Here is a 13,619-nt window from a genome sequence, read left to right on the forward strand (position 1 = left end):
ATGGCCAAGGCCATCAGGGCTGCTCTCGTCGCCTGTCTGATCATCGTCTATCCCTTCCTGAGCGCTTATCTTGCCAGACATGGCTTTGCCGGCTGGATTCTGGTGTTGTTCGCTGTCATGACGCTATGGCGGGGCATGCGCTTCGGTAAGCGACGTTGGCGACTGATTGCCCTGGTTTTGGCCATCTCGCTAATGATTTCGGCTTATTTTGCCAATCGATACGTGGTTTGGCTGCTGCCAAGTTTGGTCTATTCATGGCTTGCGGCCGTGTTTGGTTATACCTTGTTGTCGCCGCCGTCGCTCTGCGAACGTCTGGTGCGTTTGCAATTTCCGGAGTTCAAGCCGGGCATTGCGGAATACCTACGTGAAGTAACCTGGGTATGGACCTGGTTTTTCGCCATCAATGTACCCGTATGCGCCCTGCTGCCGTTTTTGGCTGGAGAAGGGATTTGGACCTTGTATACCGGGGTGCTGGTTTATCTGCTGATGAGCCTGCTGGCGGTCGGCGAATGGTTTTACCGGCGTCGGCGTTTTCCGGATCTGGAGGCTCCTCCGGTCATGGAGACCTTCAAAGTGTTTGCCCGGCACGGTCATAAAGCCTTCAAGGATATAGGTTCATGAAAAAGCTATTGTTTATGTTGGTGTTATGCCTGCCCGTCGCGGGTTTTGCCGACGACGGCGCGCTGGCCAGCGTCTTGGCGCGCGCGCGTCACGATGGCGCCGGCAAGTTTCAATATCGGGAAACCCGATTGCTGGAGTTGGCCGCGGCGCCATGGGAAGCAGAAGGCTATATGCTGACCGGTGCCGACGGCAGCCTGGTCAAACTGCAATTACAGCCTAGTCGCGTCATCATGGCCATCAGCGATGAAGAGATGTATTACTGGGACCCGCTTCAGAATCAACGGCACCGCATGCCGCTGGATTACGGCGGCGAGGCCGCGGAGCAGATCGTGCTTTTTCGCGCGATTTTGCAGGGGCATAGCGAGGATTTTCAGAACAGTTATGATTTTGCCGCCCAAATCGATGACAAGCGTTGGTCGCTACGCATGACGCCGAAAGCCGGACAAGGCGATGCGGCCGCGACTATCGAAATTTCCGGCGATGACGCTGCCGGTAGCCGCATTATCTCGATGCGTCGACGCGATGGCGAAGCGACCGAATATCACATTTCCAGGCTGCCGGAGCGGCAGGCGGACAACTTGTCCATCCCGGCGCTGTTGCGGGAAGCGACTGGAGACTGATGAGTGTCAGCGCAGTCGATAAAACGCTGGTTTTTGGTGTTGTTGCCGATATTGCTGGCCATTATGCTGTGGCAGATTCGCGTCGAAAACGATCTCAATGCGTTTTTTACCGCCACCAATGACGAAGACTCCCAATTATTGTCGGATTTATTGAAATCCGGTGAATTGTCGCGCCGCTATCTGCTGGTGGTGGAGAGGGATTCGGCTTCGTCCGCGGAAGGTGGGCAACGGGATGAACCATCCTTGTCCGCCTTCGGTCAGCGCTTGGCGAAGCAATTGGCGCCGCTGGAAGGGGTCGATCAAGTATGGCCGGCCAATCAGCCGCCGCGCGAATGGCTGAATGCCGTACAAGCCTATGCACCTTATCATGCGCGCATATTCAGCCTGAACCCCGAGGAAGACGCCGCCCATTTGTTCGACCAGACGGCATTGCATGACCGTGCGGCCGGCTTGAAACAGGCCTTGCTTTCTCCTCAAGGTGGTTTCGTCAAGACCATCGCCAAGCAAGATCCTTTGCTGTTGTCGCTGAATGGCTTCAAGGATCTGCAAAATCAGTTCAAAAGCCAATCCAGGCTGGGCGTAGAGGGTGGCGCGCTGGTGCTGCAAAGCCGGCCGCCGGCACTGGATTCGGAAGCTCACCAGCAATTACAGGTGGCCATTCGCGGTAGTTTCAACGCCCTCAACGAAGCGGCGGGCGGTCAATTTCGCCTGAGCATGGCCGGCGTGCCGGTATTCGGCGTCGCGGCGCACGGCGAAATCAGCCGCGACGTCGCGCTGGTGTCGACCTTATCCAGCATTGCCGTGGTATTGGTGTTTTTGGCCTTGTTCCGTTCATTCGCGGCCTTGCATTGGGTGATGCTGGTACAGGCGGCGGCTTTTGTCATCGGTACGCTGGCGACGGCCTTGATTTTCGAGCGTGTCCACAGTCTGACCTTGGCGCTGGGGGCCAGTCTGATTGGCATTTGCGTCGATTACCCGATGCATGTCATGGTGCATTGCGCCAAACACCAGGATTCTCCGCAAGCCACCGTGCGTCTTTTGTGGCCCAGCCTGTTCCTGGGAGGCTTGACCACCGTGATCGGCTACGTGGCGATGGGTATGACAGGTTTTCCCGGCTTCGAGCAAATCGCCGTATTCGCGTTGTTCAGCATCGCCGCGTCCTTGAGCCTGACGCGCTGGGTGTTGCCGGCCTTGCTGGCCGATACCCGGTTGCATGTCGCGCATTTGCCGGGCATTGCCGCCTGGGTGGATTTTTGCGGCCGCCACCGCAAAGTGCTGTGGCTGCTGTTCGCCTTGGCCACGCTGCTGGCCGTGCCCGCCTTGACAAAACTGCGCTGGATGGATGACATGCAAAAGCTGGCGCTGGACATGGACGTACTTAAACAACAGGACAAGGCCGTGCGTGCCCATTTTTCCAGCATAGAGCCGGGGCGTTTCGTGTTGGTCGAGGCTGAAGATTTCGAAACCGCATTGCAGCGTTCCGAAGCCGCCGAACGCCGGCTGAGGCAGCTGCAACAGGCGGGATTGCTCGATGAATACCGCGGCCTGTTTCCCTGGCTGAGTTCGGAGGCCTTGCAGGCACGAAACGCCCGTGTCCATGACGCGGCGTTGACGGCGGAATTTACCCAGGCTTGGCAAACCGCGTTGCGTCAAGCCGAACTATCGACGGAAAAACTCGGCGCGTTGCAATCAGCCTCGACAGAACCCATGCTTTCGACCGCGGTTCTGGATACGCCGGTTCGGCAGGTTTTGTCCGGTCAACTGATCGAAGGCCGGCAACGCGTGATGTTGGCGCTATGGCTGGGCCGCCACGAGCCCGCCAGATTGAGCGAGGGTTTGCAAGGCTTGGATGGCGTGCGTTATTTCAGTCAGAAGGATCAGCTGGATAAGCTGGCGGTGCAATACCGCGACCGATCGCTGTATATGCTGGTGATCGGCATTGCGATCATGGGCGTGTTCATCTGGCTGCAGCAGCCGGATATACGTAAGGTAGCGCTGACCTTGCTGCCAGCCCTGGCCGCGGTATTGTTCATTTTTGCGATTTGGGCGTTGATGGGCGAAGAGTTGAGCTTTCTGCACGTGATAGGCCTATTGCTGTCGGTTTCGCTGTGCGTCGATTATGGCATTTTTTTCATGGAGAATAGCGCTCAGGATACCGATGTGACCTATCACGCCATCGCCTCGTCGACGCTGACCACGCTGGCGTCCTTTGGCGCGCTGGGCATGGGCAAAACGCCGACACTGCCCATTCTGGCCTTGTCCGTCAGTTTAGGGGTTACCGTTGGCTTCATGTTGTGCCCCATGTTGATCGCAAAGCAGCGTAAATCATGACCCTGCGCAAACTCATGCCGGTTGCGGTATCGGCCTATCAATGCGCGACCGCTGCTGGTGACGACGTCGAGAGCTTGTATCGGAGCCTGTTGTCTAACCAGACCTGCTTGAAACCCCTGCGCTTGTTTGGGATTCCGTTCCCGACCGTGGTTGGCGAGATCAGTTCGCCGTTAGCGCCAGTTCGAGCTCGCTGGCAAGCCTATGATTGCCGAAATGCCCGCCTGGCGCTCAAGGTGCTGGAGCAGGGCGGTTTCAGGTATCAAGTGGAGGACGCACTTGTCCGGCATGGCGCCGCGCGGGTCGGCGTGATTCTGGGTACCAGCACCTCGGGCATTTACGAAACCGAGAATGCCTATGTTGCGTGGCTGCGCGACGGCGCGATGCCGGCCGATTTTGCATTATTGAAAACCCATACCGCGCAGGCGACCGCCGAATTCCTGCAACTGGAGCTAGGCTTGAAAGGCCCTTGTTACGCAATCTCCACGGCTTGTTCCTCCAGCGCCAAAGCCTTGGGCGTCGGACAGCGCCTGATTGCCGCCGGTGTCTGCGACGCGGTGCTGGTTGCCGGCGTGGACAGTCTATGCCGCCTGACCCTGCGCGGTTTCAACAGTCTGCAATTGATCTCGCCCGAACCTTGCCGGCCCATGGATGTCCAGCGCAGCGGCATCAACATCGGCGAAGGCGCGGCCATGCTGTTACTGGAGCGGCCGGATTCGCACAATGCCGGCTGCGCCAAACTGTTGGCCGTTGGCGAATCGTCGGACGCCTACCATATGAGCGCGCCGCATCCCGAAGGCATCGGTGCGGCCGCGGCCATGGCCCAGGCCTTGTTTTTGGGCGACAGAGGGCGGGACGAGGTCGATTACATCAATCTGCATGCGACCGCCAGCCAGCTCAACGATGCGGCAGAAGCCAAAGCCGTCTTCAGCCTGTTTGGCGGCAGGCCGCCGATTTGCAGCGGCGTCAAAGGCTTGCTGGGCCATACCCTGGGTGCTGCGGGAGCCGTGGAAGTGGTCGTGAGTTTGCTGGCCTTGGAGCGTGGTTTTTTGCCGGGCACCTGCGGTTTACGCGAGGTCGACCCGCAATTCGGCTTTGCGGTGACCGACAAGACCATGCTCGACCAAAAGCCGCGGCTCGTGCTCAGCAATGCTTTCGGTTTCGGCGGCAATAATGCCAGCGTATTGCTGGAGGCGGCTTGATGGATTGCATTACCTTGCTGGGCTTTGCCGCTTGCACGCTCGATACCGAGTTCAAACAAAACCTGCCGTTTTCTTGCGTCGACAATACGCCTGAAGCCATCCCGCCGCTGCTACGACGCCGTAGTAGCCAAGCCATGCAATTGGCCTTCAGCGCCGCGAATGCCGCGTGCGGCCAAACGGGCCGAACGCCGGCGGCGCTGCCGGCGATATTTGCCAGCGTGGCCGGCGAGATTCGCACCACCGACCAATTATGTGGCGAATTGGCGCGCGCCGACGGCAGTGTTTCCCCCAGTGCTTTTCATAACTCGGTGCAAAATACCGTAGCCGGTTATTGGAGCATCGTGCATCGATGCAGGCAGCCGGCCACCGCGTTGGCGGCCGGGGCTAATACGATTGCGATGGCCTTGCTGGAGGCATGGTGTCAACTGGCATGCCAGGGCGGTGAGCTGTTGCTGGTTTGCTATGACGAGGATTGGCCGGCTCATTTGGCGCCGGATGGTGGCAAACCGGGATTTGCCTGCGCAATGGTGTTGGCGGCGGGTGACGCTGAGAACGGCATTCTGCGCATCGGTCGGCCCTATCCCGGTGCCAACCAGCCGGCCGCGGAATGGGAGCGCATGCCCGTGCTGGCGGCAATACCCTTGTTGACGCTGGCGGGCAGCGGTCAGATTCCGCGCGAAACGCAAGTTCCGCTCGGTCGTGAATGGTGGGTTATCGCCCATGATTGCGGAAAAATAGCTTAGAATTCCTGGTTTTTTATCAACCCTAACCAACCTAAGGTGGTGACTCGTGAAACAGACTTATGCATTGGCCTTGTTCGCAGCTTTGATTTTGGCTGGCTGCGCCTCTTCTTCCAAATCCTCAAGCCCAGCCCCGGCGCAAGCCGCGGCCTCTGGCAAAGCCTCCGACTCTCGGATCGAAGGCAACATTCCGGCGGATAGTCCGTTCGCGAAGATCCAATTGGGCATGACCCAAGGCCAAGTGCATGAAATTCTCGGACAACCGACCGATACCAAGTCCTATCAAACCGGCAAGGCCTGGATTCCGTTCTATTTTGGTCCAGACGTCATGCGCACGGATGAGTTCTATAAAGGGCAGGGCACCGTCACTTACACGGGTGCCGGCGTCGGCGGGGTGCATTGGAAAGTCTATCGCGCCGTATACAATCCGGCCGCGGACAGTTTTTCCAAATAATCTCGCATAACGGGTTTCAAGACGATGTCCAACACGCAAGGCGGTTTTGATTACGATGTCGTGGTTGTTGGCGGCGGGCCGGCGGGTTCAACCGCGGCCACGTTGCTGGCACAGCATGGGCATGCGGTTTTGCTGTTGGAGCGAGACCAGCACCCGCGTTTTCATATCGGCGAATCAATGTTGCCGTTCAGCGAACCGGTGATACAGCGTTTGGGCATCGACTGGAGCGAGGGTAATCAGTTCAAGAGCGGGGCGGTGTTCATGGACGAGAGCACCGGTCAGCGCATGTTTTTCCCGCTTAGCGGTCAGCGCAAGACTTACCAGTTAGAGCGTGCGCCGTTCGACCAAAAGTTGTTCGAAAACGCCGCTAAACACGGCGTGAAAACGCATCAGCGGGAACAGGTGATGGAAGTATCTTGCCAAGTGACCGGCGTTCAGGTTGCCTCGGACAAGGGCAATTATCGCGGCCGTTATCTGATCGATGCGACCGGGCGCAATGCCCTGATGGGTAAAAAACGCCAAGGTATCGAGCGCATCGAAAATCTTGGCAAGTTTGCCGTTTTTACCCACTTCGACAATATTCCGGCCGGTGATGAGGCGGATGAATTGTTTCGGAGCGGCTGCATTTATGTGCCGGTGGTCGACATCGGCTGGATTTGGATCATTCCGCTGGCTGGCCGACGTTTGAGTGTCGGCCTGGTCGTGCAGAAGGAACGTCCCAGGGATTGCGGAGTGGAGGAGCTGTTGCTGCGTTATCTGGCGGACTCGCCAATCTTGCAGCGTTTGCTGGATGGGGCGCAGCAATGCGCGCCGATTCGCATCGAAGCGGATTTCAGCTATACCAATGAAAACCGCTACGGCATGCGCTATGCCTGCTGCGGCGATGCCGCAGGCTTTCTCGATCCGGTGTTTTCGTCGGGCGTGTTTCTGGCTTTAACGGGGGCCGCCCGCATCGCCGATCGTGTTCACCAGGGTTTTGTCGCTGGGCGTGAAGCCGACCCGGAACTGCACGCCGAGGATGACGAGGCTTATTGGCTGGGCTTCAATACCATGCGTTTATTCGTCGAACGTTTCTATCAATCCAACATCGTGCATAATCTGTTTTTCGAGGCCGATAGAAACCCCGAGTTGAAAAATCAAATCGCCAATTTGCTGGCCGGCGATTTGTGGGGGGAAAATAACGACTTGCAAAAGCGTTTGCTGGCTGGTCGCAAAATGGCGGTATAGCCCGAAGAGAGCAGCGCGGCGGTTTGAGCTTTCTGTTCAGTGGGCCAATGTAGTTTCTCGCTACAAATAGCTGCCCTCTTTGCAGGCTGTCGTAAAAGTCAAAACAGTCCCTTCTCCCGCCGGGAGAAGGTTGGGATGAGGGGATATAAATCAGTATTTATTGCCCTCACTCCCCGCCCTTTCTTCAACAATCCTAAAAGCTGCAGTTAGTCCACGAAAAGCTAGAAAGACGCGAAACAAAACAGATGGTTACGTCACGTGATTTAGTTAATCACAAGGTGTCGGTTTTTTGAGCAATAACTTTTTGAAACTGTTCGTGATTTTCGTGTATTTCGTGGACGAAATGATTTTTTCAGGATAATTCGGGTAGCCCGCGGTGACTGGGATGCTACTCGACCTGTCTCGTCGATTTGAAGCGGGCGGATGCTCCCAGCAGGCCGATCACGAAGAAAGCCGTGCCAACCAGGGTGAAGCGCAGATTCAACTTTTCAATGGTCAAATCGTCGGTGGCATACAGCATGATGACGACGGCAACGCCACCCCAGGCCAGAAATCGCAAGGCGGCGGCCAGGACGATGCTGGCCAGTGTTTCGGATTCGCTCACCGGCGTATCCATGCGGTAGGCGACGAAACCGCATACCAATGCCGGCATGATGCCCCAGCGCATATGGTCCAGAAAGCTTTCCAGGAAGTTGAAATTGTCCCTGTGGTAGAACGTAATCTCCCAGACCAGCGTCGAGACGGTCGTGCTGACCATGAATCCTAATATCATCATGGCCATATAAAACCCGTAGTAGCGGTCGGCTTGTTCCTGTTTGTGCCGGAAAGCGACGGCCCTGGATATGAAGACCAGCGCAAGCGGAAACACGTACATCGCAATCGCGTAGGCGATCCAGCGCATCGTCGTATAACTGAAGTGCGGCAGCGGCTTTTCCGGGAACAAAAAGCTATTGTGCAATGCGACCGAAATCTCGCGCCCCAAGATCACGCCGACAGCGGTGGCGGCGGTGAACAGCAGCATGTATTTATAGGTGTGTTTCAAACGCGCCTTGTGCACGTTGCCGCCCAGCTTTTTCACGGTTGCCCAGATATCGTTTTCGTTGGGGCTTCCGAATACGACCAGCGCAGCCAGCAAGCGGCACAGCAGTCCGGTCAGACGGTCCAAATCCTTGATCAAATTCAGCGTCTTGGTGTAATGCGGCTCGGCCTGTTTCCAGGTAGCCACTTTTTCCGACATCGCGTTATAGGAAATGCAGATTTCGCCCCATTTCAGCGACGGTTCGCTAAACAGTCGGCGGAACGAAGAATCGTTGGCATAGTTTTGGATGCGGTCGAAAAGCAGGCAATTGTGCGCCCATTTATATTCGACCGTGCCGCTGGATTTGTCGAAATCGCCCGGGTCTATGCTCTCGACCAGGAGGCGATCCGCGATTTGCGATTTGATTTGATCGTCTACCGCGGACAAGCGCGATGCGATCAGTGCGTTATAGACTTCCACCGCCTTGGTCGGAATCGCGAAGGCGTCGTGTATGCTATCCCGCAAAATCAACAAGGGGTTGAATTTGTTTTCCCAGTCGACCAGAAAAAGAAACAAGCCCGCGGCAATCAATGGCATGAGCGTGCTGCCGTCCAAGCCATGCAACAGGCTCACCAATTCACCTGCGCGCAGATTTTTAACGACCAGCGTGACTAACGGTTCCAAGGGCAACCATTCCCAAGTCAGCAGTCCAAAAAGAATCGCCATCAACGCACAGTACAGTGCAATGCCTGTCCAGTAAGTGCTGCGTCGAATAAAGTACTGGGGCAGGGTCGGTTCGGCGCCCAACTGAATGCGGCGTTTCTGAAAAGACCGATAGGCAAGTAATACGGTGGCCACGATTCCAAGCAGCTGAATCGTAAGGTTGATCAAGAATTCGACAGTCATCGTGCGGTGGTTCCTAGGTGTGTTTCGCCAGGTTTTGCGAGAAGGAAAATCAATAGCAGCAAATTATAAACGGGCTGTTCAAAGAATTACGGGTATTTTTCCATATCGAAGCAAGCGCTGATTTGCCCTGTCGCCGGTCTCGTACAAAACGTAATGAGGTTGACGTCGGCGAGATCAGGCAGGCCAGGCGGATTCGAGGGCTGGACTGGACAGCTATTTTTGCAGGCGGTTGCGTCTTGCCGCCATTGGGTCTTGGCTCAAAGAGCGATAGATTTCGACGCGGTCGCCATCTTGCAGCATTTTGTCGAGTTTGCATACCAGGCCGAAGATGCCGGCTTTTTGTTGCTTCAGATCGATTTCCGTAAATGCTTGCAATATCCCGGACTGATCAATCGCTTGGCCAACCGTGCTGTTGGCCGGCAATGCAATCGGGATGATGGCCTGGCGTTCCGGTCTGGCATAGGCCACCTCGACCTGAATAATCTCAGCCGCCATAGATTTCCTTGGCACGCTGGGTGAACGAGGTCACCATGGTGTTGCAGATTTGATTGAAGACCGGGCCGAAGGCCAGGCTGGCGAAGGCATTGGAAATTTCGAATTCCAGATCCAGCGAGATCTTGCTGGCGTCTTCGCGCAAGGGCATGAAATTCCAGACCCCTTCCAGTGATTTGAACGGGCCTTCCAGCAGGCTCATGTAAATCTTGCCGCCGCGATCCAGCCGGTTGCGGGTGGCGAAAGACTTGTGAAAGCCGGCCTTTGAAATGTCTATGCGGCCTTCGACGATGTCGCCTTCGCGGCGCAACACCTGGCTGCCGCTGCACCAGGGCAAAAACTTTGGATACGATTCGATGTCGTCCACCAGGTCAAACATCTGCTGCGCGGAAAATTTGACCAACGCGCTTTTTTGTACGATGGAAATCATTACAGCACTCCCACGACGTGCAGGGATACCAGGAATACCGCGGCGGGAGACACGTATTTGATCAGGAACTGCCAAGCCTGGAAACCTTTGGCGGGTATTTCCAGTTCCTGTTCTGCATGCGATTGCTTCATCATCCAGCCGGCGAAAATCGCAATCGCCATGCCGCCCAGCGGCAGCATCAGGTTGGCGGTCAAATAATCCAGCAGTTCGAACAGGTTTTTGTCGAAAAATTTTAGGTCAGACCAGATATTGAACGAAAACACCACGCCTATGCCGAGTGCCCAGCAAGCCGAGCCGGCCCAGACGCAGGCCTGATGGCGCTCGATGTTTTTGTTCTCGACCAGCCAGGCCACGGCGGGCTCGATCAACGAAATCGAAGAAGACAGTGCGGCGAAGAACAGCAGAATGAAGAACAGCAAGCCGAACAGCCAGCCGCCGGTCATGTGACCGAATGCCAAGGGAAGGGTTTGAAAAATCAGGCCGGGGCCAGCCGCGGCTTCAAGATTGTTGGCGAATACCAAAGGAAAAATGGCGATGCCGGCCAGCAAGGCTACGATGGTGTCGGCGCCGGCGATGAAAAAAGTGGTTTTGGCAATTGAGACATGGCTGGGCAGATAAGAGCCGTACACCATGATTGCGCCCATGCCCAAACTCAAGGTAAAAAAGGCATGGCCCATCGCGGTCAGCACCGCGTCGGCGTCGATCTTGCTGAAATCGGGGTTGAATAAGAACGTCATGCCTTGGTCATAAGCGCCCGACGACATCGCATAGGCCACCAACAAAATCAGGATGACGAACAAGGCCGGCATCAAAAAGCGCACGGCTTTTTCCAGGCCGTTTTGCACGCCGCGCATCACCAATTGCATCGTGATGATCATGAATACGGTATGCCAGAAAATCTGTTGCAGCGGGCTGGCCATCAGGTTTTCGAATAGGCGTTGAATTTCGTCGGCATTGCTGTTAATGAAGCCGCCGAAAAAATCCTTGACGATATAGGCCATGGACCAGCCGGCGATGACGCTGTAATAGGCCAGAATCAAAAAGCCGGCGATCATGCCGCACCAGCCCAGATAATGCCAGCGCGGATCGGCACCGGCTTCCTTGGACAGGCTTTGCATGGTGTTGATCGGACTTTGCCGGCCGCGCCGACCCAGCATGATTTCGGCGATCATGATCGGAATGCCGAGTGCCGCCACGCACAGCAGATACACCATCACGAAAGCGCCGCCGCCGTTTTCGCCGGTGATGTAAGGGAATTTCCAAATGTTGCCGAGGCCGACCGCCGAGCCGGTGGCGGCTAATATGAACGCGAAACGCGACGACCATTGGCCGTGAATGGATTGGGTTTTGTCCGTCATGATGCAGAACTCTGTGATTAAGTCGTTATTTTGTCAGCGGGTCGGTTAAAATAGCAAAATTCTTGTTTACAGTCAGTCTAAAAATCGACTCAAGGCCATGGCAGCAAAAAAATCCAAAAAGGACAGCAAGCAAACCGACAATACCATTGCAGTCAATCGGCAGGCGACCCACGAATACACCATCGAGGAAACTTTCGAGGCCGGTCTGGTGCTGGAAGGCTGGGAAGTCAAGAGCTTGCGCGCCGGACGGGTGCAGTTGAAGGAAAGTTACGTGGAAATCAGGCGCGGCGAAGCCTGGTTGTGCGGCGCGCACGTGTCGCCGCTATTGTCGGCGTCCACCCATGTCAACCCGGACGCGGTACGCAAGAAAAAGCTGTTGCTGCATGCGCGCGAATTGTCCAGGTTGATCGGTTCGGTCGAACGCAAGGGCTATACCCTGATTCCGTTATCTATGTATTGGGTGAGGGGGCGCGCCAAATTGAAAATCGGTCTGGCCAAGGGCAAGAAGTTGCACGACAAGCGCGCGGCGGCCAAGGACAAGGATTGGCAGCGGGAAAAGGCGCGGGTGATGAAGCATGGTTGAGGCAAGCGGAACGTCTTCTGTGTTGAATGGCGTCGATAGCGTGCTGGTGGTCGTCGATCTGCAAAGCCGGCTCGGCGAAGCGATGCAGCCGGCATCCTGGCAGACGGTGCTCGAGAACACCCATAAATTATTGGCCGCCGCCGGCTTGTTGAGCCTGCCGGTTTTAGTGACCGAGCAATATCCAAAGGGCTTGGGCGCGACCGCGAAAGCCATCGAGGATGGATTACCGATTGACGCACAACGCTTCGAGAAAACCGCGTTTTCCTGTTGCGGCTGCGATGGCTTCAACCGGGCCTTGGCGGATACCGGTCGGCGGCAGGTAATTGTCGTCGGCCAGGAAACCCATGTTTGCGTGCTGCAAACGGCCATTGATTTGCATAACCAGGGTTTTGCCGTGCAGGTGGTCGAGGACGCCGTTTGCTCGCGTCGGGATAGTCATAAACACAATGCCTTGGCGCGGCTGCGCCAGCTCGGCATTACTGTGACCAATCATGAATCGGTCCTGTTCGAGTGGTTGCGCGACGCGCGGCACCCACATTTCAAAGCCATTTCCGCGCTGCTGCGCTGAATTCTTCATTTTAAGCATGAAACCTACATCACTCTTATGGGCCGGCTGCATGTCGATGGTGCTATCGGCCTGCGAACGCGCGCCCGAATTGGTCAAGTTCGAGGGCTTTGCCCAAGGCACAACCTATCACATCACCTATTGGGCGGAAGCGCCGGTCGATGCCAAGGCCCTGGAAACGGCGGTTACCAAGGAATTTGCCGATATCGACAAGAATTTATCGAATTACCGGCCGGATTCTGTCATAGAGGTTTTCAACAACAATCCGACCGGTGACAGCCAGGCCGTTGGCGCTGAAATCGTCCAGCTGCTCAAGGTGGCGACGCGGGTCAGTCAGGCCAGTCGAGGCTGTTACGATTTGACGATCAAGCCCTTGTTCGATTTATGGGGGTTCCAGGGCGATCGCTTGACGATTCCCGACGAGGAGACCTTGCAAAAAGTCCGGGCCACGGTAGGTTTGGATAAAGTGAGGATCGTCGATGACAGTCATTTGCAAAAACCGGCCAACGTCAGGGTCGATGTGTCATCGGTGGCCCAGGGCTACAGTGTCGAGCAAATCAGTCGGGTTCTCGAGCAGCAAGGTGTGCATAATTATCTCGTCGAGATAGGTGGCGAGTTGAAAACGAACGGCCACAAGCCCGATGGCTCGGCCTGGCGTATCGCGGTGGAAAAGCCGCTGCCGGGCGAGCAACGCATGATGAAAATCCTGACGACGCCGAAGGATCAGCCGTTCGCGGTGATGACGTCGGGAACTTATAGGCACTACTTCGATGTCAATGGTCAACGTTACAGTCATATTCTGGACGCGCGCACGGGCAAGCCGGTGACGCATGATTTGGTGGCGGTGACGGTGTTGCATGACGATCCGACCGTGGCCGATGCCTGGTCGACGGCTTTGCTGTGCGTGGGTCAGCAACAAGGGATGCAACTCGCGGACGCCGAGGGCATCAAGGCTTTGTTTGTGCGGCAAGAGGGGGAACGTTTATTGGAAACGAAATCGCAAGCACTGGAAAAAAGCGGGTTGTCTATCGAATAACCATGCCCCATGTTGCGCGGGATCGTGGGGATTTTTTTA

The 13,619-nt window shown here is 56.3% G+C and carries 14 protein-coding genes; 10 read left to right on the forward strand and 4 right to left on the reverse strand.

Translation table 11 applies throughout. The features are described from left to right. Genes NM686_RS07915 through NM686_RS07945 form a run of 7 tightly spaced genes read left to right on the forward strand, consistent with a single transcriptional unit; the run spans position 1 to position 7,192 of the window. Positions 1-621, forward strand: coding sequence for a COG4648 family protein (locus NM686_RS07915; RefSeq protein ID WP_255187336.1), 621 nt, complete (start codon positions 1-3; stop codon positions 619-621). Then, on the forward strand, positions 618-1,241 hold the full coding sequence (locus NM686_RS07920; protein WP_255187337.1) for a LolA family protein: 624 nt from the start codon (positions 618-620) through the stop codon (positions 1,239-1,241). The genes NM686_RS07915 and NM686_RS07920 overlap by 4 nt, the downstream gene beginning before the upstream one ends. A 3-nt stretch (positions 1,242-1,244) precedes the next feature. Further along, complete coding sequence (locus NM686_RS07925) at positions 1,245-3,572, forward strand: MMPL family transporter (RefSeq protein WP_255187338.1); 2,328 nt, start codon at positions 1,245-1,247, stop codon at positions 3,570-3,572. After that, positions 3,569-4,771 (forward strand): beta-ketoacyl-ACP synthase, encoded by a 1,203-nt coding sequence (locus NM686_RS07930; protein ID WP_255187339.1) that lies wholly within the window; start codon positions 3,569-3,571, stop codon positions 4,769-4,771. The genes NM686_RS07925 and NM686_RS07930 overlap by 4 nt, the downstream gene beginning before the upstream one ends. Then, a complete protein-coding gene (locus tag NM686_RS07935; RefSeq protein WP_255187340.1) occupies positions 4,771-5,514 on the forward strand; it encodes a beta-ketoacyl synthase chain length factor in 744 nt (247 codons plus the stop codon). The genes NM686_RS07930 and NM686_RS07935 overlap by 1 nt, the downstream gene beginning before the upstream one ends. Before the next feature lie 46 nt (positions 5,515-5,560). Next, positions 5,561-5,965 (forward strand): outer membrane protein assembly factor BamE domain-containing protein, encoded by a 405-nt coding sequence (bamE, locus tag NM686_RS07940; protein ID WP_255187341.1) that lies wholly within the window; start codon positions 5,561-5,563, stop codon positions 5,963-5,965. A gap of 24 nt (positions 5,966-5,989) precedes the next feature. Beyond that, a complete protein-coding gene (locus NM686_RS07945) occupies positions 5,990-7,192 on the forward strand; it encodes an NAD(P)/FAD-dependent oxidoreductase (RefSeq protein WP_255187342.1) in 1,203 nt (400 codons plus the stop codon). A gap of 388 nt (positions 7,193-7,580) precedes the next feature. Here NM686_RS07945 and NM686_RS07950 read toward each other — a convergent pair whose 3' ends face one another. From NM686_RS07950 to NM686_RS07965, 4 genes are all read right to left on the reverse strand, one after another. Next, the gene (locus tag NM686_RS07950) at positions 7,581-9,116 is read right to left on the reverse strand and encodes a hypothetical protein (RefSeq protein ID WP_255187343.1); all 1,536 of its coding nucleotides are present in this window, start codon (positions 9,114-9,116) and stop codon (positions 7,581-7,583) included. Positions 9,117-9,329: 213 nt separating this feature from the next. Beyond that, positions 9,330-9,611 carry an RnfH family protein gene (locus NM686_RS07955; protein ID WP_255187344.1) on the reverse strand — a complete coding sequence of 94 codons (282 nt, stop codon included), beginning with the start codon at positions 9,609-9,611 and terminating at the stop codon, positions 9,330-9,332. Beyond that, a complete protein-coding gene (locus tag NM686_RS07960) occupies positions 9,601-10,035 on the reverse strand; it encodes a type II toxin-antitoxin system RatA family toxin (protein ID WP_269022935.1) in 435 nt (144 codons plus the stop codon). The genes NM686_RS07955 and NM686_RS07960 overlap by 11 nt, the downstream gene beginning before the upstream one ends. 2 nt (positions 10,036-10,037) lie before the next feature. Then, entirely contained in the window at positions 10,038-11,396 is a 1,359-nt protein-coding gene (locus NM686_RS07965; protein WP_255187346.1) for a sodium-dependent transporter, read from the reverse strand. A 97-nt stretch (positions 11,397-11,493) separates the two neighbouring features. Between NM686_RS07965 and smpB the strand changes: the two genes are divergently transcribed. From smpB to NM686_RS07980, 3 genes are read left to right on the forward strand one after another with little or no spacing between them, the layout of a single operon-like run. Further along, complete coding sequence (gene smpB / locus NM686_RS07970; RefSeq protein WP_255187347.1) at positions 11,494-11,979, forward strand: SsrA-binding protein SmpB; 486 nt, start codon at positions 11,494-11,496, stop codon at positions 11,977-11,979. Continuing rightward, entirely contained in the window at positions 11,972-12,547 is a 576-nt protein-coding gene (locus NM686_RS07975) for an isochorismatase family protein (RefSeq protein WP_255187348.1), read from the forward strand. The genes smpB and NM686_RS07975 overlap by 8 nt, the downstream gene beginning before the upstream one ends. Before the next feature lie 16 nt (positions 12,548-12,563). Continuing rightward, positions 12,564-13,580 (forward strand): FAD:protein FMN transferase, encoded by a 1,017-nt coding sequence (locus NM686_RS07980; protein ID WP_255187349.1) that lies wholly within the window; start codon positions 12,564-12,566, stop codon positions 13,578-13,580. The last annotated feature ends 39 nt before the right edge of the window (positions 13,581-13,619 follow it).

The organism is Methylomonas rapida (assembly GCF_024360925.2).
GTDB lineage: Bacteria > Pseudomonadota > Gammaproteobacteria > Methylococcales > Methylomonadaceae > Methylomonas > Methylomonas rapida.